The following is a 25,531-nucleotide window of genomic DNA, read 5'->3' as shown; positions in this document are numbered from 1 at the left end:
TCCGCAGATTGCGCCGACCGGGTCCAGGCCGACGGCGCCCCAGTATAAGCGACAGCGGCGGGTCGCATCAGCCGCCAGAAGGTTGAACCGCCAAGATACCGTCTTGCCCGTCAATCGCCGATCATGCACACCAGCCTCGCCGACTGGAGGCTGGAAGCTGATCGCTGGAAGCTAATTCGAACCGCCAAGACGCCAAGGACACAAAGCGGGAAAGCGCTTACAGCGATTGCTCTCCAGCCGCCCGTGGCAGCATGTCTGCGGCAGCTGGAGGCTGACGGCTGGCGACTCACACATCTTTGCGTCCTTGGCGTCTTGGCGGTTCAGTCTCCTAAACCGGCGGCTGGCCGATCAACCCCATTGGCGCGCCAGCGACCCGAGCCGATATAATTCCGCGTTTACGTCAACCGCCCCGATCCCAAGGAGCCCGCCTTGTCACTCCAATCCGAGGACCTCTCGACCTTCCAGGGCCTGATCTTCGCGCTCGAACGCTACTGGGCCGATCTCGGGTGCGTCGTCGTCCAACCCTATGACATGGAAGTGGGCGCGGGGACCTTCCACCCCGCCACCTTCCTGCGCTCGATCGGCCCCGAGCCGTGGCGCAGCGCCTATGTCCAGCCCTCGCGCCGTCCCACCGATGGGCGCTACGGCGAGAACCCCAACCGGCTGCAGCACTACTACCAGTTTCAGGTCGCGCTCAAGCCCTCGCCGGAGAACATCCAGGAACTCTATCTCGACTCGCTGCGCCGGCTCGGCATCGACCCGCTGGAGCACGACATCCGCTTCGTCGAGGACAACTGGGAGTCGCCCACGCTCGGCGCCTGGGGGCTCGGCTGGGAGGTCTGGCTCAACGGCATGGAGGTGACCCAGTTCACCTACTTCCAGCAGGTCGGCGGCATCGACTGTCGCCCGGTCACCGGCGAGATCACCTACGGGCTCGAGCGCATCGCCATGTACCTGCAGGGCGTCGAGAGCGTCTACGACCTGGTGTGGAGTCGCACCCCGGCGGGCATCGTCACCTATGGCGACGTCTTCCACCAGAACGAGGTCGAGCAGTCGACCTACAACTTCGAGATCGCCGACACCGACGCGCTGTTCGCCCAGTTCGACACCTGCGAACGGGTCAGCAACCAGCTCATCGAGCGCGGCCTGCCGTTGCCGGCCTACGAGCAAATGCTCAAGGCCTCGCACACCTTCAACCTGCTCGACGCCCGCGGGGCGATCTCGGTGACCGAGCGCCAGCGCTTCATCCTGCGAGTACGGGCGCTGTCGCGCGCGGTCGCCAAGACCTATTACGAGAGCCGGGAGGCGCTTGGCTTCCCGATGCTGGCACAGTGAGGGAGAGAACATTGGACGCATCCACTGATCTGCTGATCGAGATCGGCACCGAGGAACTCCCCCCGCTGGCGCTACCACGTCTGTCACAGGCCTTCGTCGAGGGTGTGGTGCGCGAGTTGCGCGAGCGCGGCATCGACTTCGCCACCATCGAGCCCTTCGCCGCACCGCGCCGTCTGGCGATGCTGGTGCGCGGCATCGCCACCCGCCAGCCCGACCAGCAGCAGGTGCGCCGCGGCCCGGCGCTCCGGGCCGCCTTCGACGACGCCGGCGCGCCGACCAAGGCCGCGCAGGGCTTCGCCCGCTCTTGTGGCGTCGAAGTCGAGGCGCTCGAGCGCGAGGAGACGCCCAAGGGCACCTGGCTGATCCATCGCTCGACCCTCGTCGGCCAGGCCACCGCCGAGCTGGTCCCCGAGATCGTCGAGGCCGCGCTCGCCACCCTGCCGATCCCGCGACGGATGCGTTGGGGCGCGGGCGAGGCCGAGTTCGTGCGCCCGGTGCACTGGGTCTGCCTGCTGCTCGGTGAGCAGCCGGTCGCCGGCCGGGTGCTCGGCATCGAGGCCGGCACCAGCACCCGCGGCCACCGCTTCCACCACCCCGAGCCGATCGCCCTCGCACGCGCCGACGATTACGCCGAGCAGCTGCGCACCACCGGCCGGGTCGAGCCCGACTTCGCCCGGCGCCGCGAACAGGTACGCGCCGGCGTCACCGCCCTGGCCGAGGCCGAGGGGCTGCGCGCGCGCATCGACCCCGAGTTGCTCGACGAGGTCTGCGCCCTGGTCGAGTGGCCGCAGCCGGTGCTCGGTCGTTTCGAGGAACGCTTCCTGGAGATCCCCCCGGAGGTGCTGATCGAGACCATGCAGAGCAACCAGAAGTACTTCCCGGTGGAGGACGCCGAGGGCCGGTTGCAGGCCTGCTTCATCACCGTCGCCAACATCGTCAGCCGCACCCCCGAGAAGGTACGTGCCGGTAACGAGCGGGTGATCCGCCCGCGCTTCGCCGACGCCGCCTTCTTCTGGGAGCAGGACCTCAAGCAGCCGCTCGAGGCCTTTGCCGGCAAGCTCGAACGGGTGGTGTTCCAGGACAAGCTCGGCACCCTGGCCGAGAAGAGCGCGCGCGTGGCGCGGCTCGGGCGCACCCTGGCCGCACCGCTCGGCGGCGACCCGGCACTGATCGAGCGCGCCGCGCGGTTGGCCAAGTGCGACCTGGTCACCAGCATGGTCTACGAGTTCACCAGCCTGCAGGGCACGATGGGCCGTTACTATGCCGAGCGCGCCGGCGAGGACGCCTGCGTCAGCGCCGCCATCGAGCAGCAGTACCTGCCGCGCTTTGCCGGCGACGCCCTGCCCGAGGGGCTGTGCGGCCGCGCCCTGGCGCTCGCCGACCGCCTCGATACCCTGGTCGGCATCTTCGGCATCGGACTGCGCCCGACCGGCACCAAGGACCCCTACGCGCTGCGCCGGGCCTCGATCGCGGTGCTGCGCATCCTCATCGAGACCCCGCTCGATCTCGACCTGGAGGCACTGCTCGAACAGGCCGCCGCAGGCTATCCCGAGGGGTTGCTCGGCGCCGAGGTGGTCGGCGAGGTGCGCGACTACATGCTCGAGCGGCTGCGTGGCTACTACGAGGAGCAGGGCGTCGGCGCCGACGTCGTCGAGGCGGTGCTCGGTGCCGGTGGCGCCAACCCCTGGGAACTCGACCGCCGCATCGCCGCGGTCGCGGCCTTCCGCGAACTGCCCCAGGCCGCCTCGCTGGCCGCGGCCAACAAACGCATCCACAACATCCTGGCCAAGAACGCCGAGGTCGTCGGTGAGGCCGGCGCGGTCGACTCCGCCTTGCTCAAGGACCCCGCCGAGCAACGTCTCGCCGAACGCGTCGTCGCACTCGGCGAGACGGTCGCGCCACTGGTCGCCAGCCGCGACTATGGTCGCGTGCTCGCCACCCTGGCCGAACTCGGCGGCGACGTCGATGCCTTCTTCGATCAGGTGATGGTAATGGCCGAGGACCCGGCGGTACGGACCAACCGCGTCCGTCTGCTGCAGTCGCTCGGCGCACTGTTCATGCAGGTCGCCGATATCTCGCGGCTACAGCACTGAGCATTGCCACCATGACCGAGCGGCTGGTCATCCTCGACCGCGACGGGGTCATCAACCATGACTCCGACGCCTACATCAAGTCGGTCGAGGAGTGGCGGCCGATCCCCGGCAGTCTCGAGGCGATGGCCCGGCTCCACCACGCCGGCTGGCGGCTGGCCATCGCCACCAACCAGTCCGGCATCGCCCGGGGACTGTTCGACCCGAGCACCCTCGACGCCATCCACCAGCGCCTGCGCGAACAACTCGCCGACCATGGCGCACGGGTCGAGATGATCGCCTTCTGTCCCCATGGCCCGGACGCCGGCTGTCGCTGCCGCAAGCCGCTGCCCGGTCTGCTCGAGCAGATCGCCCGACGACTCGGTGCCGATCTCCGCGGGGTGCCGGTGATCGGCGACTCGCTGCGCGATCTGGAAGCCGCGCGTAGCGCCGGCGCCGCGCCCTGGCTGGTGCGCACCGGAAAGGGCGAGCGCACCCTAGCGGCCTGTGCCGACCATCCGGGCCCCGACCCTCTGGCCGACGTCCCGATCTTCCCCGACCTCAGCGCGGCGGCCGACGCCCTACTCGCATCCGACACACGCCCATGATCCTGATCCGCTCGTTCTGCTATCAAGCCTTCATGTACATCACCATCGTGCTGTACGCCTCGCTGATCCTCGTCACCCCCAAACGGGTCGGCCCCTGGATGGCGCGCGCCTGGGCGCGGCTCAACCTCCGCGCGCTCGGTTGGATCTGCGGACTGCGCTATCGCATCCAGGGCCTCGAACACCTGCCCGAGGGGGCGGCGATCGTGCTCGCCAAGCACCAGTCCACCTGGGAGACGATCGCGCTGCGCGCCATCCTGCCGCTGGAGCAGACCTGGGTGCTCAAGCGCGAGCTAATGCGCATTCCCTTCTTCGGCTGGGCGCTCAAGCGCTTCCAGCCGATCGCCATCGATCGCTCGGCCGGACGCCGCGCAGTCGCGCAGCTATTGCGCGAGGGGTTGGCGCTACTCAAGGCCGGACGTTGGGTGGTGGTGTTCCCGGAGGGGACCCGGGTAGCGGCGGGGACACGCCAACCCTACGCCATCGGCGGGGCACTGCTGGCCGAACGCAGTGGCCGACCGGTGGTCCCAGTGGCACACAACGCCGGCGAGTTCTGGGGGCGGCGCAGCCTGCGCAAGCGCCCCGGCACCATCGATCTGGTGATCGGGCCACTGATGGAGACCCAGGGCCGCAAGGCCGCCGAGATCAATACTGCGGTCGAGCAGTGGATCGAGGACACGGTGGCAGCACTACCGCGACCAGGCTCGGGCCAGCTCGGCCTCGGCGTCCGGCAAGGGTAGACGCCCGCCACCGATGCAGTGACGGGCATCCGCGTCAGCCCCCCATTCCGGGGGGCGACGCGATCACTCGAAGCCGGCGGGCGCGGCCTGGTGCCAGTGGGTGAGGTGCTGGTAGCGGTGCGCGATATTGAGCAACCGCGCCTCATCGAAGTAGTTACCGATGAGCTGCAGCCCGACCGGCATGCCCTCGACCGGCTCGACCGGAATCGACATCCCCGGCAGCCCGGCGAGGTTGGTGGCGATGGTGTAGATGTCGTTGAGATACATCGCCACCGGATCGTCCATCTTGTCGCCGAGGGCGAAGGCGGTGCTCGGGGTGGTCGGCCCCATGATCACATCGACCTCCTCGAAGGCACGCTTGAAGTCATCAGCGATGAGCTGACGGATCTTCTGCGCCTTGAGGTAGTAGGCGTCGTAGTAGCCGGCCGAGAGCACATAGGTCCCGATCATCACCCGGCGCTGCACCTCGGCGCCGAAGCCCTCGGCACGGCTGCGGGTGTAGAGGTCCTCGAGGTCGGCGGGATCGGCACAGCGGTGGCCATAACGCACCCCGTCGAAACGGGCGAGGTTCGACGAGCACTCCGCCGGCGCCACCACGTAGTAGACCGGCACCGAGAGCGGGCTGTTGGGCAGGCTGATCTCGCGGATCTCGGCGCCGAGCTTCTCGTACTCGCGGATCGCCGCCTCGATCGCGGCGCCGACACGCGGGTCGAGTCCTTCACCGAAGAACTCCTTGGGCAGGCCGATACGCAGACCGCTGATGTCGTTGTCGAGGGCGTCGACATAGTCCGGCACCGGCACCTCGGCGCTGGTCGAGTCGCGCTCGTCGAAGCCGGCCATCTCGTCGAGCAGGAAGGCGGCATCGGCGGCCGAACGGGCCATCACCCCGGCCTGGTCAAGCGAGGAGGCGAAGGCGATCATCCCCCAGCGCGAGCAGCGCCCATAGGTCGGCTTGATGCCGGTGATGCCGCACAGCGCCGCCGGCTGACGGATCGAGCCACCGGTGTCGGTACCGGTGGCCGCCGCGCACAACCGCGCGGCCACCGCCGCGGCCGAGCCGCCGGAGGAGCCGCCCGGCACCCGCGAGGTGTCCCAAGGGTTGGCGACGGGGCCGTAGTAGCTGGTCTCGTTGCTCGAGCCCATGGCGAACTCGTCCATGTTGGTCTTGCCGAGCATCACTGCGCCGGCGGCGGCCAGGCGCTCGACCACGGTCGCGTCATAGGGGGCGACGAAGTCGTCGAGCATGCGCGAGGCGCAGCTGGTACGAACCCCCTTGGTGCAGAAGATGTCCTTGTGCGCGATGGGGATGCCGGTGAGAGGACGGCCCTCGTCTCGCGCCAGCGCCTCGTCGGCGCGCGCGGCGGCGGCGAGCGCGGCCTCGGCATCGACGGTGATGAAACTGTTGAGCCGTGGGTCGAGTCGCGCGATGCGATCGAGATAGTGGCGGGTCAGCTCGGTGCTGGAATACTTGCGCAGCCGCAGATCGGCGGCCAATTCTGCGATCGACTTGTTCTGCATTATTCGATGACCTTCGGAACCAGATAGAGGCCGCCTTCGGTCAATGGCGCGCCGGCCTGGTACTCGGCACGACGATCCGGCTCGGTGGCCTGATCGGGCCGCAGCCGTTGGACCATGTGCAGCGGGTGTGCCATGGGCTCGACGTCGTCGGTATTCACCGAGTCCATCTGCGCCACGAGATCGAGGATATTGGAGAGTTCAGCGGCATAGCGCTCGGTCTGATCCGGGCTGATCGCCAGGCGCGCGAGATGCGCGATCTTTTCGACGTCGGAACGATCCAGTGACATGTCCGTCCTGCTGGGCCTACAAAAATGAAGGCTCAAAATAGCATAGCGGCCATGGACGGTGGAACCAGCCACCAGCCACCAGCCACCAGCCACCAGCCACCAGCCACCAGCCACCAGCCACCAGCCACCAGCCACCAGCCACCAGGATTGAACCGCAAAGCCGCGAAGCACGCAAAGTGAATGGAGGGTGATGTTGGCGTGAGGCCACAGGCGGCGCAAGCCGCACCCACTGGCGGCTGATCGCAGGCGGCTGGCGGCTTATTCCCCTTCGCGCCTTCGCGGCTCAATCCCCTGGTCGCTGGCCCGCTGCCTTGCCCATCCCTGATTGCATTGCTAGATTAGCCGTCCTGTTTCTCAAGGATTCCCTCAGCGGACATCGATACCGGACGCCTGCGGGACCCGGCGCTCCTCTATTCCTCCAAGGTAAGTATCTGATGGTATTCAGACGCATTCGCGGGATGTTCTCCAACGATCTGTCGATCGATCTGGGAACCGCCAACACCCTCATCTATGCCCGCGGACGTGGCATCGTGCTCGACGAACCCTCGGTGGTTGCGATCCGTCACGACCGCGCGACCGGCGGTAAATCAGTCGCCGCCGTGGGTGAGGAGGCGAAGCTGATGCTCGGACGGACCCCACAAAGCATCACCGCGGTGCGACCGATGAAGGACGGTGTCATCGCCGACTTCACCGTCACCGAGAAGATGCTGCAGTACTTCATCCACAAGGTGCACGAGTCGCGCTTGATCAGCCCCAGCCCCCGGGTACTGATCTGCGTGCCCTGCGGTTCGACCCAGGTGGAGCGACGCGCGATCCGCGAGTCGGCCGCCGGCGCCGGCGCGCGTGAGGTCTATCTGATCGAAGAGCCGATGTCGGCGGCGATCGGCGCCGGACTGCCGGTGCACGAACCTCACGGCTGCATGGTCATCGACATCGGTGGCGGCACCTCCGAGGTGGCGGTGATCTCGCTCAACGGCATCGTCTACTCGGCCTCGGTGCGCATCGGTGGCGACACCTTCGACGACGCCATCGTCAACTACGTCCGTCGCAACTACGGCACCCTGATCGGCGAGACCACCGCCGAGCGCATCAAGCACACCATCGGCTCGGCCTATCCGGGCAGCGAGATGTTGGAGATGGAGGTCAAGGGCCGCAACCTCGCCGAGGGCGTGCCGCGCAGCTTCACCCTCAACAGCAACGAGATCCTCGAGGCGCTCCAAGAGCCGATCTCGGGCATCGTCGGCGCCGTCAAGATGGCCCTGGAGCAGACCCCGCCGGAACTCGGCGCCGATGTCGCCGAGCGCGGTATCGTGCTGACCGGCGGGGGCTCGATGCTGCGCGGCTTCGATCGTCTGATCGAGGACGAGACCGGACTGCCGGTGGTGATGGCCGACGACCCCCTGACCTGCGTGGCGCGCGGCGGTGGCAAGGCGCTGGAGCTGATCGACGAGCGCGCCACCGGACTGTTCTCGGTCGAGTGATCCGGCGCCACTACGGCACAACCCCAGTACGCTTGGACTAGTCGCGCTCGGCGCAATATCGGAAAATGCCCCGGGCGCGGCACCCGATCCCAGGAAGGGAGGGACGTCGGCTTGTCCCAGGGGCCGGAGGCGGCCTCATGGCGCGCGGCGGATACGGCCCGCCCCAATCCAGTCATTGCCGAGGAGCCGACCATCAAACCCCTGTTCGTCCGCGGCCCATCCCCACTGCTCAGGATGATCGTGGCGGTGATCCTGTCCCTGGGGCTGATCATCGCCGACCACCACTACGATCATCTCGGCGCGGTGCGCTCGACGCTCACCCTGGCCGCCTACCCGCTGCACTATGTCGTCGACCTGCCGGCGCACATGGTCCGCGATACCCAGGGACGCCTCACCAGCGCCGCCGAGCTGCGCGCGCGCAACGCCGCACTGCACCGCGAGAACCTGACCCTCAAGGCCAGGTTGCAGCAGTTCGAGGCACTGGAGGCAGAGAACATGCGGCTGCGCGACCTCCTCGGCTCCTCGTTCAACGTCGGCGAGCGGGTGCTGATCGCCGAGATCATGTCGCTCGAGATCGCCCCCTATCGTCAACAGGTGATGATCAACAAGGGCTCGCGCTCGGGGCTGTTCGTCGGGCAACCGGTGCTCGACGCCAACGCGGTGATGGGACAGGTGATCCAGACCAATGCCTTCACCTCCACCGTGCTGCTGATCACCGATGCCGAACACACCCTGCCGGTGGAGATCAACCGCAACGGCCTGCGCTCGGTGGCCGCCGGCACCGGCCTGAGCCAGCAACTGCAGCTGTTGCACATCCCCAAGAACGCCGATGTCCGCGTCGGCGATCTGTTGGTGACCTCAGGGATGGGCGAACGCTTCCCCCCCGGCTACCCGGTGGCCCGCATCAAGACCGTGCGCCACGACCCCGACAACCCCTTCACCACCGTGATCGCCGAGCCCACTGCAGCGCTCGACCGCAGCCGTGAGGTGCTCCTGGTCTGGACCATGGATCCAGCGTTGCAGCAACGGGCCATCACCGAGACCCAGCCCGAGGAGACCGCGCCCCGACCATGAGCGAGAGCCGCCCGCGCGGCAGCTGGCTGATCGGCCTGAGCCTGCTGACCGCCTTCTGTCTGACCATCCTACCAATGCCCGTCGAATTCGAGGCGCTGCGCCCGCAGTGGGTCGCGCTGGTGGTGGTGTTCTGGTCACTGCACACCCCGGAGCGGGCCGGCGTCTTCTCCGCCTTCGGGGCCGGCCTGGCACTCGACGTGGTCTCGGGCACATTGCTCGGCCAACACGCCCTCACCTTGTCATTACTCGCCTATCTGGTCGTCGAGCTACACCAGCGCATCCGCATCTTCCCGATGTGGCAACAGACCCTGTTCGTCTGGGTGCTGTTGCTCGCCGAGCGACTACTCACCCTGTGGGTGCTGGGCGCCACCGGGCAGCCGATGCCGGGGCTGAGCTACTGGCTCCCGACCTTCCTCGGGCTGATTCTCTGGCCTTGGCTGAGTGCACTACTCGGCGACCTCGGTCGACGCGCCGGGACGCTCTGAGACGATGCTCGAATCGGGATTCCAGGACCGCAAGCGCGAACAGCGGATGATCGCCACCCGCGCGACCATCGCCGCGCTGCTGGTGATACTGGCGCTCGGGGTTCTGGTGGCGCGGCTGCTGCACCTGCAGGTCGAGCGTCACGAGCACTTCTCGGTGCTGTCACAGGACAACCGGGTCAAGATCCAACCGATCCCACCCACCCGCGGCCTGATCTACGACGCCAACGGCGTGCTGCTGGCCGAGAACCATCCCTCGTTCTCGCTCGAGATCACCATTGAGAAGGTCCCCGATCTCGACGCCACCATCGCGGCGCTCTCCCACATCATCCCGATCGACGCCAAGGATCGCGCCCGCTTCACTCGACTCAAACGCCAGCGGATGCGCTTCCAGGGGGTGCCGATCCGGCTCAACCTGACCCCGGCGGAGGTCGCGCGCTTCTCGGTCAACGGCCACCGCTTCCCCGGGGTCGACGTGCGCGCCGAGCTGGTGCGTGCCTATCCGCTCGGCCCCTATACCGCGCACGTACTCGGCTATGTCGGGCGCATCAACGAGCGCGAACTCAAGCGCATCGACGCACGCAACTATGCCGGCACCCACTTCATCGGCAAGGGCGGGATCGAGAAGGCCCACGAGGACCTGCTCCACGGTCAGGTCGGTCACCAGCAGGTCGAGGTCAACGCCCGCGGCCGGGTGCTGCGCACCCTCGAGAGCCAGCCGCCGGTGCCAGGACGCGACCTCAGTCTCTATCTCGACATCAACCTGCAGCGTGCCACCACCGACATCCTCGGCGAGCGCCGCGGGGCCATCGTCGCCATCGACCCACGCAACGGCGGGGTACTGGCGTTGGTCAGCCAGCCGAGCTTCGACCCCAACCTGTTCGTCGAGGGCATCAGCCAGAAGGATTATCACGCACTGCTCTACTCGCCCGACAAGCCGCTGTTCAACCGCGCCATCCGTGGCCAGTACCCGCCGGGGTCGACGGTCAAACCATTCGTCGGTCTCGCCGGCCTGCTCGAGGGCACGGTGAACGCGCAGAGCAAGAGCTACTGTCCTGGCTACTTCACCCTCCCCGGCCACTCGCATCGCTTCCGCTGCTGGCGCCGCGGCGGCCACGGTCAGGTCGACCTGCATGCGGCGATGGCCGAGTCCTGCGACGTCTATTTCTACGATCTCGCCCACAAGCTCGGTATCGACCGACTGCACGCGCGCCTCGCCGAGTTCGGCTTCGGTACCCCCACCGGGGTCGACCTCGCCGGCGAACTCGGTGGGCTGCTGCCCTCGCGCGAGTGGAAGCAGCGGGTCCGTAACCAGCCTTGGTTCCCGGGTGAGACGCTGATCATCGGTATCGGCCAGGGCGCCTATCTCGCCACCCCACTGCAGCTGGCGGCGGCCACCGCCACCCTGGCCAACCACGGCCACTTCATCGCCCCCCGGGTGGTGCGTGCCAGCCGTGCCTCGGAGACCCCACAGCGCACCCCGGAAGAGCCACTGCCGCTCGTCGACCACCAGATCCAGGTCGAGGACCAGGCGCACTGGGACACGGTGATCGACTCCATGGTGGCGGTGATCGAGGACCGCCGCGGCACCGCGCGCAAGATCCGCTCGCCCGACTACCGCATCGCCGGCAAGACCGGCACCGCACAGGTCTTCAGCATCGGTCAGGGCGAGCGCTACGACGCCGACACCGTCCCCGAGCGACTCAAGGACCACGCCCTGTTCGTCGCCTTCGCGCCGGTCGAGGATCCGCGCATCGCCGTCGCCGTGGTGATCGAGAACGGCGGCAGTGGCAGCGCCACCGCCGCCCCCATCGCTCGGCGGGTGATCGACGCCTATCTCGGCGGTGAACCACTGCCACCGGAGGAGGAAGAGCGTCGCGATGGCAACTAACGCCCGTTCCGCGCAACTCGATCGCGGGGTCGACGAACCCTTGCCCGGACCGCTGCGCCGGCTGCACATCGACGCGCCCCTGCTGGTCGCGCTGCTCGGGCTGTGCGGCTTCGGACTGATGGTGCTCTACAGCGCCAGCGATCAGAGCCCGGCGGCGGTCGAACGCCAGCTGCTGCGACTCGGCATCGCCTTCGGGCTGATGCTGGCGATAGCGCAGATCACACCGAACCGGCTGCGCCACTGGTCCCCGGCGCTGTTCGTGGCCGGCTGCATCATGCTGATCGCGGTGCTGGTGGTCGGCGAGGTCGGCAAGGGTGCGCAACGCTGGCTCGACCTCGGCTTCATCCGCTTCCAGCCCTCGGAACTACTCAAGCTCGCGGTGCCCATGGCGGTCGCCTGGATCCTCGCCGCGCGACCGCTGCCGCCCTCACACGGCCGTATCCTGATGGCCGCGATCATCACCATGATCCCGGTGGTACTGATCGCCAAGCAACCCGATCTCGGCACCTCGCTGCTGGTGGCCAGCGCCGGGGTGATGGTGCTGTTCATCGCCGGGCTGAGCTGGCGGATGATCGGCGCCCTGGTGATCGTCGCCGCCGCCGCCGCACCCCTGCTGTGGTTCGGCATGCACGACTACCAGCGCGAACGCGTGCTGACCTTCCTCAATCCACAGTCCGACCCGCTCGGCTCGGGCTATCACATCATCCAGTCACAGATCGCCATCGGCTCCGGTGGCATCTCCGGCAAGGGCTGGCTCAACGGCACCCAATCACACCTGGAGTTCCTGCCCGAGCGCAACACCGACTTCATCTTCGCGGTAATCGGCGAGGAGTTCGGCTTTGCCGGTATCCTCGCCCTGCTCGCCATCTACCTGTTCATCATCCTGCGCGGCCTGGTGATCGCCAGCCGCGCCCAGGACAACTACGGTCGACTGCTCGCCGGCGGGCTGACCATGGTGTTCTTCGTCTATGTCTTCGTGAACACAGGGATGGTCACCGGGCTACTACCGGTGGTCGGGGTGCCGCTGCCACTGATCAGCTACGGGGGCACCTCGATGGTCACGCTGATGATCGGTTTCGGGATGATCATGAGTATCGAGACACATCGAAAAAGGGTTCGGATTTAAGCGCTTTGCGCATATACTGGAGGTCGAGTATCAAGGAATGCCCGAGCCGTCGCGGGCGATGCCACCGTCGTGCCCGGCCCCTCCCCGGCCGGCGCCGAGACCAGGACCGACCGATCGAGCGCCGATGCGAACCCTGTTCCTCCTGCTGAGCACGCTGCTGCTGATCGCCACCGCCGAGGCCGCGCCCAGTAGTTATCGAAACGCCGCCGTCGCCTTCGTCACCGAGACGGCCACACGCCATGGCCTCGATGCCGAGGCGCTCGCGACCCTGATCGCCGCTGCCGAGTACCGCCAGGAGATCATCGACGCCATGGAGCAGCCCTACGAGGGCAAGCCCTGGCATCGCTATCGCGCGCTCTTTCTCACCTCCGAGCGCATCACCGGCGGACGCGCCTTCCACGCCGCCCATGCCGAACAGCTCACGCGGGCCCAGGCGCGCTACGGCGTGCCCGCGCCAGTGATCGTCGCCATCATCGGCATCGAGACGCGCTACGGCGAGGTACTGGGGCGTCATCGCGCACTCGACGCGCTGACCACGCTCGGCTTCTCCTATCCCAGACGCGCCGCCTTCTTCCGCCGTGAACTCGAGCAGTTGATCCTGCTCGGCGCCGAGGAGGAGATCGATCTGCGCGCCGTGCGCGGCTCCTATGCCGGCGCGCTCGGCATGCCCCAGTTCATCCCCTCGAGCTACCGCGCCTATGCCGTCGACTTCGACGGCGACGGCCGGCGCGACCTGTGGCACAGCAGCGCCGATGTCATCGGCAGCGTCGCCAACTACCTCGCGCGTCACGGCTGGCGTGCAGGCAGCCCGGTGGCGATCCCCTTGGAGCGACCGCCAACGACCATACCGGCAGTGGTACGCAAGGCACCGCGCGCGCCCGCAACCACCCTCGGCGCGCTACGCGCCGCCGGCATCGACCCGGCTGCCGCGACCGGGTTCGCACCCGAGACGCCGGCCAACCTGATGTGTCTAGATGGCGGCGCAGTGGGCGAGCGCTGCTGGATCACCTTCGCCAACTTCTATGCCATCACCCGCTACAACCACAGCAACCTCTACGCCATGGCCGTGCACCAGTTGAGCGAGGCGATCGGGGAGCCGCCGCCATGAGCGCGCCCCGCATCGCGGTCGATCAACAGGCGCGGTTGCAGGGGAGGACCCGCATGTCCATACCGTCCGCTCGTCCATCGCCGCTGCCGCTGCTGACCGCACTGGCAATCGGTGCGGCCACACTCGGCGGCTGCGCCAGCCAGCCAGGCCAGCACCAGCTCGACGCCTTCGACGACGTCCCGCCGGAGATCGCCAGCATCCCCGACGCCGTCCCCAAGGTCGAGCCCAGATCCAGATACGGCAACCCCAAGTCCTACGAGGTCTTCGGCAAACGCTACTACACCAAGGCGAGCAGCCGCGGACACGTCGAGCGGGGCCTGGCCTCCTGGTACGGCAAGGACTTCCACGGTCGCCGCACCAGCTCGGGCGAGCCCTATGACATGCACGCCATGACAGCAGCCCATAAGACCCTGCCGCTGCCGACCTATGCCCGGGTGACCAATCTCGAGAACGGCCGCAGCGTGGTGGTGCGGATCAACGATCGCGGCCCCTTCCACGGCTCACGTGTCATCGACCTGTCCTACACCGCAGCGGCCAAGCTCGGCATGGTGCGCAAGGGCACCGCCATGGTCGAAGTCCGTGCCATCGATCCGCGACGTCCCGATACCGCCCCCGGTACCATGATGGCGCGCAATGAGCCGGCGCCACGACCACCGACGACCACGCCGCGCACGACCGCGCCGGCCGCCTCGCCTCCCACCAGCACCGCCGCGGGCAGGCTCTACGTCCAGGTCGGCGCCTTCGGCGATCCGCGCAACGCCGAGCGCCTGCGCTCTCGGCTGACCCCGGAACTCGGCGACCCGATCCTGGTCGAGAACACCCGCAGCGCCGGCAGCGCGCTCTATCGGGTGCGCATCGGCCCACTGGCCTCGCACACCGAGGCCAGCGCCCTGACCGAGCGCCTGGCCAACCTCGGCATCGGCGAGACCCGCCTGATCCAGAACTGATGGCCCCTCTCCTCCCCCGGGCGACGCCCACCGGCACGCCCGGGGCGCCCCCGATCAACGCCGGGACGATCCCCAAGACACCGCCAGGAAGGTTAGAATAGCCTGTGATGACACGCCCCCACGCCGAACCCGGACAACCCATGAAGTCACTCCTCCAGCCCCTCGTCCTGATCGCCCTGCTGTCGCTGCAGCCCCTCCTGGCACTCGCCGCCCCACAGATCCCGGCACCGCCGCAACTCGACGCCAAGGGCTATCTGCTGATCGACTTCAACACCGGCATGGCACTCGCCGACGTCAACGCCGACGAGCGTCTGGAACCGGCGAGTCTGACCAAGATCATGACCGGCTACGTGGTCTTTCGTGAGCTCGCCGAGGGCAACATCCGTCTCGACGACCAGGTGCTGGTCAGCGAGAAGGCATGGCGCACCGGCGGGTCACGGATGTTCATCGAGGTCGGCACCCAGGTCAGTGTCGAGGAACTGCTCAAGGGCATGATCATCCAGTCGGGCAACGACGCCAGCGTCGCCCTCGCCGAACACGTCGCCGGCAGTGTCGAGGCCTTCGCCAACCTGATGAACGCCCACGCGCGGCGGCTGGGGATGACCAACAGCCACTTCACCAACCCCAACGGTCTGCCCGACCCCGATCTCTACACCACCGCCCGCGACATCGCTCGTGTCACCATGGCGATCATCCGCGAGTTCCCGCAGTACTACGCCTGGTACAGCAGCCGCGACTTCACCTACAACGACATCACCCAGCCCAACCGCAACCCGCTGCTACGCCGCGACCCCTCGGCCGACGGCGTCAAGACCGGCTACACCCGTGCCGCCGGCTATTGTCTGGTCGGCTCGGCCAAGCGCGGCGACCAGCGGCTGGTCTCGGTGCTGATGGGCGCGCCCAGCCCCAATGCCCGCGCCACCTCCAGCCTGGCGCTGCTCAACTACGGCTTCCGCTTCTACGAGAGCCACCACCTCTACCCGGCCGGTCAGCCGGTCGAACACCTGCGGGTGTGGTACGGCGAGCAGGAGGTGTTGTCGGTGGGACCGGCGACGGATGTGTTTGCGACCATCCCTCGCGGTGACTATGGTCAACTCAGCGCCCGTATCGAGCGTACCGCCGAGCTCACCGCCCCGATCAGCGCCGGCGCACGCATCGGTGACCTGGTGGTCGACAACGCCGGCCACGAGCTAACCCGGGTGCCGCTGGTCGCGCTCGAGGCCGTCCCCGAGGGCGGCCTGGTCCGCAAGGCCAAGGATCATCTACTGCGCATGTTCTGATGCCGGCCCGAGCCGGCGGGTCGAGCGCTTGAAAGAGATCTATCTCAACGGTCGTTTCCTACCGCCCGAGGCGGCGCAGGTCTCCGTGCTCGATCGCGGATTCCTGTTCGGCGATGGCGTCTACGAGGTCGTGCCCAGCTACGGCGGCCATTTCCTGGGTCTCGATCGACACCTGTCCAGGCTCGAACACAGCCTCGCCGCCATCGGCCTCGGCGATCCGCTCGGGCGCGAGGGCTGGCAACGGGTGGCTCGCCGGCTGGCTGGCGAACCGCCGGCACCGGACCAGAGTCTCTATCTGCAGATCACCCGTGGGGTGGCGCCGACCCGCGATCATCGCTGTCCGGCCGTGCCCTCCCCGACGGTGCTGGCGATGAGCACACCGCTCGCGCCGCGTGACCCGGCGATCGCCCGCGATGGCATCCGCTGCATCACCCGGCCCGACATCCGCTGGCAGCGCTGCGACATCAAGTCGACCTCGCTGCTCGGGGCGGTACTGATGCGTCAGGCGGCCGCCGATGCCGGTGCCGACGAGACCATCATGGTACGCGACGGGCGGGTCACCGAGGCGGCCGCGGCCAACGTCTTCGTGGTCCAGGGCCAGCGACTGCTGACCCCGCCCTGCGACCACCACCTGCTCGCCGGCATCACCCGCGAGCTGGTGCTGCAACTCGCCGCGCACGGCGCGATCGCCTACTCCGAACAACCGATCGAGGACACCCAGCTGCGCACGGCCGACGAGATCTGGCTCGGCAGCTCCACCCGTGAACTGCTGCCGGTCACCCGGCTCGACGGCCTGCCGGTCGGCAGCGGCCGCCCAGGGCCACTCTGGCAACGTATGGACGCCCTCTATCAAGACTACAAGTCACAGGTACGCAACGGTCATGTCCAATTCTGAAGAAACCCTGCTCGAATTCCCCTGCCGTTTCCCGGTCAAGGCGATGGGACGCGCCAGCGACGACTTTCAGACCCTGGTCGTCGACATCGTCGAACGCCATGCCCCCGGCGTCGACGCCGCCGCGATCTCCGTGCGCCCGAGCAATGGCGGCAAGTGGCTGGCGGTGACGGTCACCATCGAAGCACACAGCAAGGCACAGCTCGATGCCATCTATGCCGAATTGACGGCCCATGAGCGCGTGGTCTGGGCATTGTGAGCGAGACCACGGAGACGACACCCCCACAGCAGCTACTGATCCGGCGCCTGCCGGGACTGCAGGACTATGCCGAGACCCTGACGGCGATGCGCCGCTTCACCGACGCCCGCGACCCGCACTCACTCGACGAGCTGTGGCTGCTCGAACACCCGCCGGTGTTCACCCTCGGCCAGGCCGGGCGCCACGAACACCTGCTCGCCACCGGCGACATCCCGGTGGTACAGGTCGACCGCGGCGGTCAGGTCACCTATCACGGTCCCGGTCAGCTGGTCGCCTATCTACTGTTCGATCTGAGACGCGCCGGGATCGGCGTCAAACGGCTGGTCAACATGCTCGAACAGACGGTGATCGAGTTGCTGAACGACTACGGGGTGGATGCCGAGCGCCGTGACAACGCCCCCGGCGTCTATGTCGATGGGGCCAAGATCGCCTCGCTCGGACTACGGGTGCGCAACGCCCGCAGCTATCACGGACTGGCGCTCAATGTCGCCATGGAGCTCGAGCCCTTCACCCGGATCAACCCCTGCGGCTATGCCGGGCTGGCGATGACCCAGCTCTCCGAGTACGTCGCCGGGATCGGGGTCAATGACGTCGCCAATCGGCTGGTCGACACCCTCGCTCGGGTGTTCGAGCTGGAGCCGCGCTGGGCGCGTTGAGCGCCAGCGGGCGATGTCGTCGGGCCCCCGGCCCCAGCTGCATCGAGACGGGCCCCATCGGCCCCTCTCGTCTTCTCAACGCACGCCACTGACCGGGTGCATCTCACGATCGCAGACACCGCCGACCCGGGCGGTGACACTGCGTCCGCGCCGCTCGCAGTCGCTCCCCGAGTCGATCACCCGGCAGCGAATCTCCAGCGACTCGCCGGCATCGACCCAGTGCGGGATCTTGCGATAGCGCCCGATCTCGTCATCGAACCGACAACCGGCCGGAAGTCCATAAGGACGGCAATCACTCGGGCGCCGCAGACTGACCTTGCGCCCGTCGACGACGAAACCGGGATAGCTGTCCTCGACCCAGGTGCGATCGCGTGTCTCCAGCTCGTCGAAGCGAAACTGTTTGAAGCGATAACCGTCGCCGACCGTCTCACCGACCTCGATACGAGTGTTGGCGATCAGCGCGAAGTCGTCGCCATGGCGGGCAATCGCCCCCGACATGTACTCGACACGGGGATGCTCGGGGAAGCACTTGCCCATCGCCGGGGCGTGATAGTAGTGACGCACCTGCTTGAGCTTGGCCAGATCGGTATCGGGGAAGACCGCGCGCAGATCATCGTCGTCGCCATAGAGGATGCGTTCGATGTCCCCCACGCTCTGCGCGTACATCGCCTGCAGCTTGGCGAAGCGCGGCTCGTCGGCCAGGTCCGGGCGCAGATAGCAGGCGGTCAGGCCGGAGATCTGGGTGAGGAACTCGTCCCAGATGTTGTACTGCGAGACCTTGGACGAGACCCCCTGGAAGTCGCCGGGGAAGGTACAACCGATGTGTCGCGGACACTGGCCGACGGCGCGGTTACGGATGGTCAGCGCGACGATGTTGCGCTCGCAGGCGCCATAGGCGTTGCAGCCGCGCGCATGATGGCCCTCGAACAGCGCGGTGCGCAGGGTGTAGTCGAGGTGCTTGGCGCGCGCCAGGGTGGTCAGCGGCAGCTCGCCGCGGCGGCGGGCCAGATAATCCTCCCAGGCCCGCTCCAACGCGCCACGCCGCCCATTCAAGCGCGCGTTGGCGCGGGCACACTCGGAGGAGGCATGGAAGTCACGGATGATGCGGTCGAGCTGGCTCGCACCGGCCGGGACCGCGGCATCCGCTCGACCTGCCGACGGCGGGGTGAAGAAGGGCGCCTTTTCCATGGCATAGAGCTGACGGACATCGATCACCCCGCGCACCCCAGCCTCACAGTGATGGTTCTCCACCTCCAGCCCCTTGCGTCGCTCGATCGCGGCGAGGAAGCGCGCACGCGCCTCGGGACCGGCGCGACGCGGGTCGACCACCACCTCGAAGCCGACATAGGGCGTGCCCGAGGCGTCGGTGAGCGGTGCCCCGTCACGGACCACCAGGCAGGGGATCAGCGAGGTGCCCTGGGCGAGGGTGCCGATCGGCGCCCCGGGGTCACCGGGGCGGAAGCGCTCGGCGCTGTAATAGGGCACCTCGACAGGGCCATTGAAGGCATAGAGGGTCATCACCGGGGTGGCGGGGATCCCGGCCCGCACCTGGACCGAGACGACGAGCAACGCGAGCGCGCCGAGCAGTGTACGCATGGGGTCGATTCCTGACAGAGGGTTCACCGGCCAAGCCTCACGGCCGATCGGGAATTACAGCATACCGGCCCGCTTGATGGCCAAGTAGCGATCGGAGAGCGCCACCGGCAACTGCTCCGGGAGCAGGTCGAGCACCTGGACCCCGCGTCGACGCAGCCGCGCGCAGCGCACCCGCCGCCGCTCGCGCCAATCGCGCAGGGCATGGAAGCGCAGTGCATCCGACAGATCACGCACCGGCTGGTTCAGCGCCCCCTCCAGCGAGCGCTCGCGCAGGTCGGCGAGCAACAGCAGATGATCGCGACCGAGCAGTCGCGCCGCCTGCTCCAGTCCCTCCTGGTCCTCGTCGCGCCCGCAGGTAATCAGCACCACCAGGGCACGGCGCCGCAGCCGCTGCTGCAGCGTGGCGGCGGCGACCAAGGGATCGGCCGCCTCCAGCGTCGGCTGCAGGTCGTAGCAGTCATCGAGCAAGCGGCGCAACGCCGGCTGCCCCTGGCGCGGCGGACACCAGCGACTCGTCCCGCCATAGCTCATCAGCCCCACCGCATCGCCCTGGCGCACCGCCAGAGCGGCTACCAACAGCAAGGCGGCGAGCGCCGCATCAAGGTGGCCGACACCATCACCGAGATGGCGCATCTGCCGACCGCAGTCGAGCAGGAACACCAACTGCTGATCGCGCGCCTCGCGATACTCGCGCGAGATCGGACGACGCGCCCGCGCACTCGCCTTCCAGTCGATCTGGCGCAACAGGTCGCCGGCGCGGTAGTCGCGCAACTGATGGAAATCGCCGTCGCTGCCACGCCGTTGGTGCGGGTGCACCCCGGCGCCGAGTCGCGCATCCTGCGCCGCCAGCGCGACCCCGCGACGCAGCGCCGCGAGCGGCGGCACCACCCGCACCCGCCCTGGCACCAGCAACCGCCGCCGACACCACCACAGACCAAAGGGCGAGGAGAGCGCCAGATCAAGGCCAGCGAAGGTGAAGTCACCGCGTGTCGCCGACCGTAGTCGATAGTCGACTCGCGCCTCGCCCCGCGGGGACAGGACCAGGGCGGCGGGCAGACCCGCAACTGCGAACTCACCCGGGTGCAGATCATGCACCAGCAGTCGCAATCGCCGCTGGGCCGCCGAGCGCAACACCAAGCCGACCGTGCACCACTGACCCTGAGACAGGGTCTGCGGCAGGGCCCGCTCACCCCGCGGCGACGGCGTTCGCCACAGCGCCAGCGCATCGCCCAGTGCGACCCCCGCGAGCAGCCCGCCGTACCAACGCCACCCGTACCCAGCCGCCGACACCCAGACGGCCACCAACCCGATCAGCGTCCAACCGACGAGCAACCAGCACAGCACAAGGGTCGGACGCATCCGTGACTCCAATAGGCCCCGAACAGGGCAGTGGACCAGGGGTTGAGGAGACGGTGAGCAGCGGCGATCGAACCGCCAAGAGACCAAGCCCGCAAAAGGGAAAGAAGTGACCAGCCGCCAGTGGGAAGCAGCGCCGCCACTCGGGCCCTGAACCGCGAATCACCTCGCGAGCTTCGTGTCCTCGCGGTTCAACCTCTCCAACTGGAGGCCGGTGGCTGGTGGCTATGGCTGGCGGCTGATCGCTGGCAGCCGCCAAGCCGCCTCATGTCTCCAGCCAGAAGGTCACCGGGCCATCGTTGACCAACTCGACCTGCATATCGGCGCCGAAGCGCCCGCTCTGCACGGCGGCGCACTCGGCGCGGGCGCGTTCGAGCAGCAGCTCGAACAACCGGCGACCCTCGTCGGGCGGTGCGGCACTGCTGAAGCCGGGACGGGTGCCCTTGCGGGTGTCTGCGGCGAGGGTGAACTGGGGCACCAGCAGCAGACCGCCATCGATGTCGCGCAGGCTGAGGTTCATCCGCTCAGAGGCATCGGGGAAGACACGATAGCCGAGCAGACGCTCAAGCAAGCGCTCGGCGCGCGCCTCGGTATCGCCACGCTGCACCCCCACCAACACCAACAACCCGCGATCGATGGCGCCAATCGTCTCGCCCGCGACCGCCACCCGGGCTCGGCTCACCCGTTGCAACAGCCCGATCATGCCGCCCCCCCGAGCTCACTGGCGAAGCGGTCGGTAGCGGTCACCAGGGCGTGCTGGATACCCGGCTCGAAGGCCGAGTGGCCAGCGTCGGGGATGACCTCGAAGCGGGCCTCGGGCCAGGCCTGATGCAGCTCCCAGGCCGAGCGCATCGGACAGATCAGATCATAGCGCCCCTGCACGATCACCCCAGGGATCCCGGCCAGTCGGCCGGCGTCACGCAACAGTTGCTCGGGGGCGAGGAAGGCGTGGTTGACGAAGTAGTGGCACTCGATCCGCGCCAGGCTCAGCGCCAGGTGGGGATCGGCGAAGTGATCGCTGACCACGTCATTGGGGCGCAGGGTCGAGCAGCGGCCCTCCCAGATCGACCAGGCCTTGGCCGCGGCCATGCGCGCGACCTCGTCGTCGCCGGTGAGACGACGATGATAGGCGTGCAGCAGATCATCGCGTTCGGCCTCGGGGATGGGGGCGATGAAGTCGGCCCAGTGATCCGGAAAGATCCAGCTCGCGCCCTGTTGGTAGAACCACTGGATCTCGGCATCACGACAGAGAAAGATGCCTCGTACCACCAAGGCCGAGACCCGCTCGGGGTGGGTCTCGGCATAGGCCAGCGCCAGGGTCGATCCCCAAGAGCCACCGAACACCAACCAGCGCTCGATGCCGAGGTGCTCGCGGATGCGCTCGATGTCCTCGACCAGATCCCAGGTGGTGTTAGCGCCGAGCGCCGCGTGCGGCCGCGAACGCCCGCAACCGCGCTGATCGAACAGCACCAGGTGATAACGTTCGGGATCGAAGAAACCGCGATGCGCCGGCTCGCAACCGGCACCGGGACCGCCGTGGAGGAAGAGCGCGGGCACGCCGTCGCGCCGCCCGCACTCCTCGACATAGAGCTGATGCCCGTCACCCACGTCCAACCGGTGGACGGCGAAGGGGTCGGTGATGGGGTGGAGGATTGGATCTGTGCGCTGCATGAATTGCTCAGGATTGCCATGGACACGGCCTGCGGCCCGAATGATTCGATGGTACGCAACCCTGAACGATCACGCACCCGCCGCCCCGACCGGCGCCCATGCTAGCCTTGAGCGCACGGCAGACCGCCGCGAACAGTGGATGTCAGGACGTTAGCCATGAAGATCCTCCCCCTGCTACTCGCCGTTGCCCTGTTGCTCGGGCTCGGTTATGTCGCCGCAGGTCCCTATCTGACCGTGGTTCAGATCCGTACCGGGATCATCGAGCGAGACTCGGTCATGCTCGAGCGCCACATCGACTTTCCACGCCTGCGCGAAGGTCTCAAGGCTCAGCTCAATGCCAAGGCACTCGAACAGAGCGGCGCGACCGACGCGGCCAACCCACTGACCCTGGCGCTGGCGGGGTTGGCCTCGCAGATCGTCGACGGCATGGTCGATGCTTTCGTCACCCCGGCGGGACTGGCCCAGATAATGGCCGGCGAGACCCCGGAACCACATCCGGAGACCACCCCGCCCTCACCGCCCGCGACCACCTCGCCCTCACGCGACGAGCAGCCGCGCCACGAGCCGCTACCCTTCGCCGACGCCCGGTACGTCTACGACGATCTCGCCACCTTCTCGGTGTGGGTACCGGACGAGGATGGGCGCGAGACCCGCTTCGTGCTCGAACGCGACGGACTGCGCTGGCGGCTGGTCAACATCGTGCTGCCAACGGACTGAGCCCGCGCCGCGCGGCGCGTACCTAGTCCGCCGGATCAAGCGCCGCGATTGGCGCGCTTGCGCTCCTGCTCGGTGAGATGACGCTTGCGCACGCGGATGGCGGCGGGGGTGATCTCGACCAGCTCGTCGTCCTCGATGAACTCCAGCGCCTGCTCCAGGGTGAAGCGCACCGGCGGAGTCAGCAGGATGTTCTCGTCCGAGCCGGCGGCGCGGATGTTGGTCAACTGCTTGGCCTTGAGCGGGTTGACGGTGAGGTCGTTGTCGCGCGAGTGGATACCGACCACCTGGCCTTCGTAGACCTCGTCGCCCGGCGAGACCAGCATCCGCCCCCGCTCCTGGAGATTGAACAGGGCGTAGCCGAGCGCCTTACCGGTGGCGTTGGCGATCATCGCGCCATTGCGCCGCTCGGCGATACCACCGGTGGCAGCCGGACGGTAGCGCTCGAAGACGTGATACTTGAGCCCGGTGCCCGAGGTCAGCGACATGAACTCGGTCTGGAAGCCGATCAGCCCGCGCGAGGGGATCTCGTAGTCGAGTCGCACCCGACCCTTGCCGTCGGGGACCATGTCCTTGAGCTCGGCGCGACGCTCGCCGAGCGCCTGCATGATCGCGCCCTGGCACTCCTCGTCGACGTCGACGGTGAGCTGCTCGTAGGGCTCGCAGATCTGGCCGTCGACCTCGCGGAAGATGACCTCCGGACGCGAGACGGCCAGCTCGTAGCCCTCGCGGCGCATGTTCTCGAGCAGGATCGAGAGGTGCAGTTCGCCACGCCCGGAGACGCGGAACTTCTCCGGGTCGTTGCCCTCCTCGACGCGCAGCGCGACGTTGTGGATCAGCTCGCGCTGGAGCCGGTCCTTGAGCTGACGCGAGGTCAGGTACTTGCCCTCGCGCCCGGCGAAGGGCGAGGTATTGACCTGGAAGGTCATGGTCACGGTCGGCTCGTCGACGGTCAGCGGCGTCATCGGCACGACATGATCGGGATCACAGAGGGTGTCGGAGACGTTCGGCGCCTCGATCCCGGTGAGCGCGACGATGTCACCGGCGCTGGCCGACTCGACCTCGTGACGGTCGAGCCCAAGATAACCGTAGACCAGGCCGATCTTGACGCGCTGGCGGGTGCCGTCGCGCTTGACCACAGTCACCTGCTGGTTGGGGCGCACGCTGCCCTGACGGATACGCCCGACCGCGATGGCGCCGACAAAGGCGTTGTAGTCGAGGGTCGAGACCTGCATCTGGAAGGGCGCCTCGGGATCGACCTCGGGGGCCGGACAGTGCTCGACGATGGCCTGGAACAGCGGACTCATGTCGCCCTCGCGCACATCGTCCTCGAGCCCGGCATAACCGTTGAGTGCCGAGGCGTAGACGATGGGGAAGTCGAGCTGTTCATCGGTGGCGCCGAGACGATCGAAGAGATCGAAGACCTGGTCGATGACCCAGTCGGGGCGGGCGCCCTGCCGATCGATCTTGTTGACCACCACGATCGGGCGCAGGCCATGGGCGAAGGCCTTGCTGGTGACGAAGCGGGTCTGCGGCATCGGCCCCTCGCGGGCATCGACGAGCAGCAGCACCGAGTCGACCATCGACAGCACACGTTCGACCTCACCGCCGAAATCGGCGTGCCCGGGGGTGTCGACGATGTTGATGCGATAGTCGTTCCAACGAATCGCGGTGTTCTTGGAGAGGATGGTGATGCCCCGCTCCTTCTCCAGCGCGTTGGAATCCATCACCCGCTCCACCGGCCCGAAACGCTCGCCGAGCGTACCCGACTGCTGCAACAGCTGGTCGACCAGGGTGGTCTTACCGTGGTCGACGTGGGCGATGATGGCGATATTGCGGAGTTTCTCGATTTGCTTGCTTGACAATGCCTTATCACTCGTTGGCGAGGCGCGACGCGCCTCTGGGTGTTCGCTGGGCCCGGAGATATGGGGCGGTTTCCGCACGATCCGGGACGGGCGCATCACCGCCAGGGATGCGTCCGGACAGGTCCGATCTCGTCGCATGTGGACGCGCAGGGTGGTCTCTTCACAGACGCGTGATCACGACCAAAGGGGTAATCGACGGGCACCCGGACGCGCGCGGCCGGCGGGGCGTCGGTTCGCGGCTCGACGATGGAACGGGTGATCACCAGGCGTGCCAGGATTGGGAGCAGGTAATTATACACCGAGCGAGAGTCCAGCTAGGGCGATCGGCGAAAAAAAACCTGTTCAACGCGCTCATGCCAGTGATTCGGCGGCCTTCCTCCAGGTCACACCCGAGGCCAAACCACCTCGCGAATGGCCTGGCGAAGACCGCTGCACCAGCAATCGAGGGCACCGAGCGCGTCTCGTCGAGTGGGCGATAGAGATCCTGCTCGGCTCATCACACCGATGACTCGCGAGCCCCGCGAGGGGGACAGCGAGCGTCGTCTTCACTGTCCCGATTCCCACAAAGCACCCCGACGC

Annotated in this window: 22 protein-coding genes and 1 pseudogene; 16 read left to right on the top strand and 7 right to left on the bottom strand. The window is 67.7% G+C overall.

Features of this window, described 5'->3' with window-relative positions; translation table 11 throughout:
• Nucleotides 1-429: 429 nt before the first annotated feature.
• From glyQ to HF203_RS05290, 4 genes and pseudogenes are all read left to right on the top strand, one after another.
• Complete coding sequence (glyQ, locus tag HF203_RS05305; RefSeq protein WP_168667364.1) at nucleotides 430-1,335, top strand: glycine--tRNA ligase subunit alpha; 906 nt, start codon at nucleotides 430-432, stop codon at nucleotides 1,333-1,335.
• 11 nt (nucleotides 1,336-1,346) lie between these two features.
• The gene (glyS, locus tag HF203_RS05300) at nucleotides 1,347-3,428 is read left to right on the top strand and encodes a glycine--tRNA ligase subunit beta (protein WP_168667362.1); all 2,082 of its coding nucleotides are present in this window, start codon (nucleotides 1,347-1,349) and stop codon (nucleotides 3,426-3,428) included.
• Nucleotides 3,422-4,012: pseudogene (gmhB, locus tag HF203_RS05295) on the top strand (D-glycero-beta-D-manno-heptose 1,7-bisphosphate 7-phosphatase); the annotation flags it as partial. The gene glyS and the pseudogene gmhB, both read left to right, overlap by 7 nt.
• On the top strand, nucleotides 4,009-4,749 hold the full coding sequence (locus tag HF203_RS05290) for a lysophospholipid acyltransferase family protein (protein WP_168667358.1): 741 nt from the start codon (nucleotides 4,009-4,011) through the stop codon (nucleotides 4,747-4,749). The pseudogene gmhB and the gene HF203_RS05290, both read left to right, overlap by 4 nt.
• Nucleotides 4,750-4,812: 63 nt before the next feature.
• Here the strand turns inward: HF203_RS05290 and gatA are convergent, their stop codons facing one another.
• Both gatA and gatC read right to left on the bottom strand, forming a co-directional pair.
• Nucleotides 4,813-6,267, bottom strand: coding sequence for an Asp-tRNA(Asn)/Glu-tRNA(Gln) amidotransferase subunit GatA (gene gatA, locus HF203_RS05285; protein WP_168667356.1), 1,455 nt, complete (start codon nucleotides 6,265-6,267; stop codon nucleotides 4,813-4,815).
• Nucleotides 6,267-6,554, bottom strand: coding sequence for an Asp-tRNA(Asn)/Glu-tRNA(Gln) amidotransferase subunit GatC (gene gatC, locus HF203_RS05280; RefSeq protein ID WP_168667600.1), 288 nt, complete (start codon nucleotides 6,552-6,554; stop codon nucleotides 6,267-6,269). Before gatC ends, gatA begins: the two co-directional genes overlap by 1 nt.
• A 434-nt stretch (nucleotides 6,555-6,988) precedes the next feature.
• On the opposite strand from gatC, the gene HF203_RS05275 reads away from it, so the two are divergent.
• The 11 genes from HF203_RS05275 to lipB all read left to right on the top strand — a co-directional run bounded on the left by HF203_RS05275 (nucleotide 6,989) and on the right by lipB (nucleotide 17,750).
• A complete protein-coding gene (locus HF203_RS05275; protein WP_168667354.1) occupies nucleotides 6,989-8,035 on the top strand; it encodes a rod shape-determining protein in 1,047 nt (348 codons plus the stop codon).
• A gap of 111 nt (nucleotides 8,036-8,146) precedes the next feature.
• Entirely contained in the window at nucleotides 8,147-9,109 is a 963-nt protein-coding gene (gene mreC, locus HF203_RS05270) for a rod shape-determining protein MreC (protein ID WP_425483200.1), read from the top strand.
• A complete protein-coding gene (gene mreD, locus HF203_RS05265; protein WP_168667353.1) occupies nucleotides 9,106-9,594 on the top strand; it encodes a rod shape-determining protein MreD in 489 nt (162 codons plus the stop codon). The genes mreC and mreD overlap by 4 nt, the downstream gene beginning before the upstream one ends.
• 4 nt (nucleotides 9,595-9,598) lie before the next feature.
• Complete coding sequence (mrdA, locus tag HF203_RS05260; RefSeq protein WP_168667351.1) at nucleotides 9,599-11,482, top strand: penicillin-binding protein 2; 1,884 nt, start codon at nucleotides 9,599-9,601, stop codon at nucleotides 11,480-11,482.
• Complete coding sequence (gene rodA / locus HF203_RS05255; RefSeq protein WP_168667349.1) at nucleotides 11,472-12,608, top strand: rod shape-determining protein RodA; 1,137 nt, start codon at nucleotides 11,472-11,474, stop codon at nucleotides 12,606-12,608. The genes mrdA and rodA overlap by 11 nt, the downstream gene beginning before the upstream one ends.
• A 124-nt stretch (nucleotides 12,609-12,732) precedes the next feature.
• On the top strand, nucleotides 12,733-13,716 hold the full coding sequence (gene mltB, locus HF203_RS05250) for a lytic murein transglycosylase B (RefSeq protein WP_168667347.1): 984 nt from the start codon (nucleotides 12,733-12,735) through the stop codon (nucleotides 13,714-13,716).
• A gap of 53 nt (nucleotides 13,717-13,769) precedes the next feature.
• Nucleotides 13,770-14,663: a septal ring lytic transglycosylase RlpA family protein gene (locus HF203_RS05245; protein WP_168667345.1), complete on the top strand. Its 894-nt coding sequence runs from the start codon at nucleotides 13,770-13,772 to the stop codon at nucleotides 14,661-14,663.
• A 140-nt stretch (nucleotides 14,664-14,803) separates the two neighbouring features.
• Nucleotides 14,804-15,943: a D-alanyl-D-alanine carboxypeptidase family protein gene (locus HF203_RS05240; RefSeq protein WP_168667343.1), complete on the top strand. Its 1,140-nt coding sequence runs from the start codon at nucleotides 14,804-14,806 to the stop codon at nucleotides 15,941-15,943.
• A 28-nt stretch (nucleotides 15,944-15,971) separates the two neighbouring features.
• Nucleotides 15,972-16,838 carry a D-amino acid aminotransferase gene (locus HF203_RS05235; protein ID WP_168667341.1) on the top strand — a complete coding sequence of 289 codons (867 nt, stop codon included), beginning with the start codon at nucleotides 15,972-15,974 and terminating at the stop codon, nucleotides 16,836-16,838.
• Nucleotides 16,825-17,094 carry a YbeD family protein gene (locus tag HF203_RS05230; protein WP_168667339.1) on the top strand — a complete coding sequence of 90 codons (270 nt, stop codon included), beginning with the start codon at nucleotides 16,825-16,827 and terminating at the stop codon, nucleotides 17,092-17,094. Before HF203_RS05235 ends, HF203_RS05230 begins: the two co-directional genes overlap by 14 nt.
• Nucleotides 17,082-17,750: a lipoyl(octanoyl) transferase LipB gene (lipB, locus tag HF203_RS05225; RefSeq protein WP_425483202.1), complete on the top strand. Its 669-nt coding sequence runs from the start codon at nucleotides 17,082-17,084 to the stop codon at nucleotides 17,748-17,750. Before HF203_RS05230 ends, lipB begins: the two co-directional genes overlap by 13 nt.
• 75 nt (nucleotides 17,751-17,825) lie before the next feature.
• Here lipB and HF203_RS05220 read toward each other — a convergent pair whose 3' ends face one another.
• From HF203_RS05220 to pip, 4 genes are all read right to left on the bottom strand, one after another.
• On the bottom strand, nucleotides 17,826-19,346 hold the full coding sequence (locus HF203_RS05220) for a hypothetical protein (protein ID WP_168667335.1): 1,521 nt from the start codon (nucleotides 19,344-19,346) through the stop codon (nucleotides 17,826-17,828).
• Between the two features lie 54 nt (nucleotides 19,347-19,400).
• A complete protein-coding gene (locus tag HF203_RS05215; protein WP_168667333.1) occupies nucleotides 19,401-20,705 on the bottom strand; it encodes a DUF58 domain-containing protein in 1,305 nt (434 codons plus the stop codon).
• A 262-nt stretch (nucleotides 20,706-20,967) separates the two neighbouring features.
• Nucleotides 20,968-21,405 carry a D-aminoacyl-tRNA deacylase gene (dtd, locus tag HF203_RS05210; protein WP_168667331.1) on the bottom strand — a complete coding sequence of 146 codons (438 nt, stop codon included), beginning with the start codon at nucleotides 21,403-21,405 and terminating at the stop codon, nucleotides 20,968-20,970.
• Nucleotides 21,402-22,373: a prolyl aminopeptidase gene (gene pip, locus HF203_RS05205; RefSeq protein ID WP_168667329.1), complete on the bottom strand. Its 972-nt coding sequence runs from the start codon at nucleotides 22,371-22,373 to the stop codon at nucleotides 21,402-21,404. Before pip ends, dtd begins: the two co-directional genes overlap by 4 nt.
• Nucleotides 22,374-22,529: 156 nt before the next feature.
• Here pip and HF203_RS05200 point away from each other — a divergent pair, with 156 nt between their 5' ends.
• Nucleotides 22,530-23,090 (top strand): DUF2939 domain-containing protein, encoded by a 561-nt coding sequence (locus HF203_RS05200; RefSeq protein ID WP_168667327.1) that lies wholly within the window; start codon nucleotides 22,530-22,532, stop codon nucleotides 23,088-23,090.
• Nucleotides 23,091-23,125: 35 nt separating this feature from the next.
• On the opposite strand, the gene typA is transcribed toward HF203_RS05200, so the two are convergent.
• Nucleotides 23,126-24,952 (bottom strand): translational GTPase TypA, encoded by a 1,827-nt coding sequence (gene typA, locus HF203_RS05195; protein WP_210424644.1) that lies wholly within the window; start codon nucleotides 24,950-24,952, stop codon nucleotides 23,126-23,128.
• Nucleotides 24,953-25,531 lie beyond the last annotated feature (579 nt).

Source organism: Marichromatium bheemlicum (assembly GCF_012276755.1).
Taxonomy (GTDB): Bacteria; Pseudomonadota; Gammaproteobacteria; order Chromatiales; family Chromatiaceae; genus Marichromatium; species Marichromatium bheemlicum.
The sequence above is the reverse complement of the archived record's forward strand: the minus strand, read 5'-3'. Positions and strand labels throughout refer to the sequence as shown.

Excerpts from the sequence above, each read along its gene's own strand:
- HF203_RS05245 (WP_168667345.1), top strand. The coding sequence starts at position 13,770 with ATGTCCATACCGTCCGCTCGTCCATCGCCGCTGCCGCTGCTGACCGCA.
- mrdA (WP_168667351.1), top strand. The coding sequence starts at position 9,599 with ATGCTCGAATCGGGATTCCAGGACCGCAAGCGCGAACAGCGGATGATC.
- dtd (WP_168667331.1), bottom strand. The coding sequence starts at position 21,405 with ATGATCGGGCTGTTGCAACGGGTGAGCCGAGCCCGGGTGGCGGTCGCG.
- mltB (WP_168667347.1), top strand. The coding sequence starts at position 12,733 with ATGCGAACCCTGTTCCTCCTGCTGAGCACGCTGCTGCTGATCGCCACC.
- HF203_RS05215 (WP_168667333.1), bottom strand. The coding sequence starts at position 20,705 with ATGCGTCCGACCCTTGTGCTGTGCTGGTTGCTCGTCGGTTGGACGCTG.
- HF203_RS05230 (WP_168667339.1), top strand. The coding sequence starts at position 16,825 with ATGTCCAATTCTGAAGAAACCCTGCTCGAATTCCCCTGCCGTTTCCCG.
- gatC (WP_168667600.1), bottom strand. The coding sequence starts at position 6,554 with ATGTCACTGGATCGTTCCGACGTCGAAAAGATCGCGCATCTCGCGCGC.
- rodA (WP_168667349.1), top strand. The coding sequence starts at position 11,472 with ATGGCAACTAACGCCCGTTCCGCGCAACTCGATCGCGGGGTCGACGAA.
- HF203_RS05220 (WP_168667335.1), bottom strand. The coding sequence starts at position 19,346 with ATGCGTACACTGCTCGGCGCGCTCGCGTTGCTCGTCGTCTCGGTCCAG.
- HF203_RS05275 (WP_168667354.1), top strand. The coding sequence starts at position 6,989 with ATGGTATTCAGACGCATTCGCGGGATGTTCTCCAACGATCTGTCGATC.
- HF203_RS05290 (WP_168667358.1), top strand. The coding sequence starts at position 4,009 with ATGATCCTGATCCGCTCGTTCTGCTATCAAGCCTTCATGTACATCACC.
- gatA (WP_168667356.1), bottom strand. The coding sequence starts at position 6,267 with ATGCAGAACAAGTCGATCGCAGAATTGGCCGCCGATCTGCGGCTGCGC.
- HF203_RS05240 (WP_168667343.1), top strand. The coding sequence starts at position 14,804 with ATGAAGTCACTCCTCCAGCCCCTCGTCCTGATCGCCCTGCTGTCGCTG.
- HF203_RS05200 (WP_168667327.1), top strand. The coding sequence starts at position 22,530 with ATGAAGATCCTCCCCCTGCTACTCGCCGTTGCCCTGTTGCTCGGGCTC.
- mreD (WP_168667353.1), top strand. The coding sequence starts at position 9,106 with ATGAGCGAGAGCCGCCCGCGCGGCAGCTGGCTGATCGGCCTGAGCCTG.
- pip (WP_168667329.1), bottom strand. The coding sequence starts at position 22,373 with ATGCAGCGCACAGATCCAATCCTCCACCCCATCACCGACCCCTTCGCC.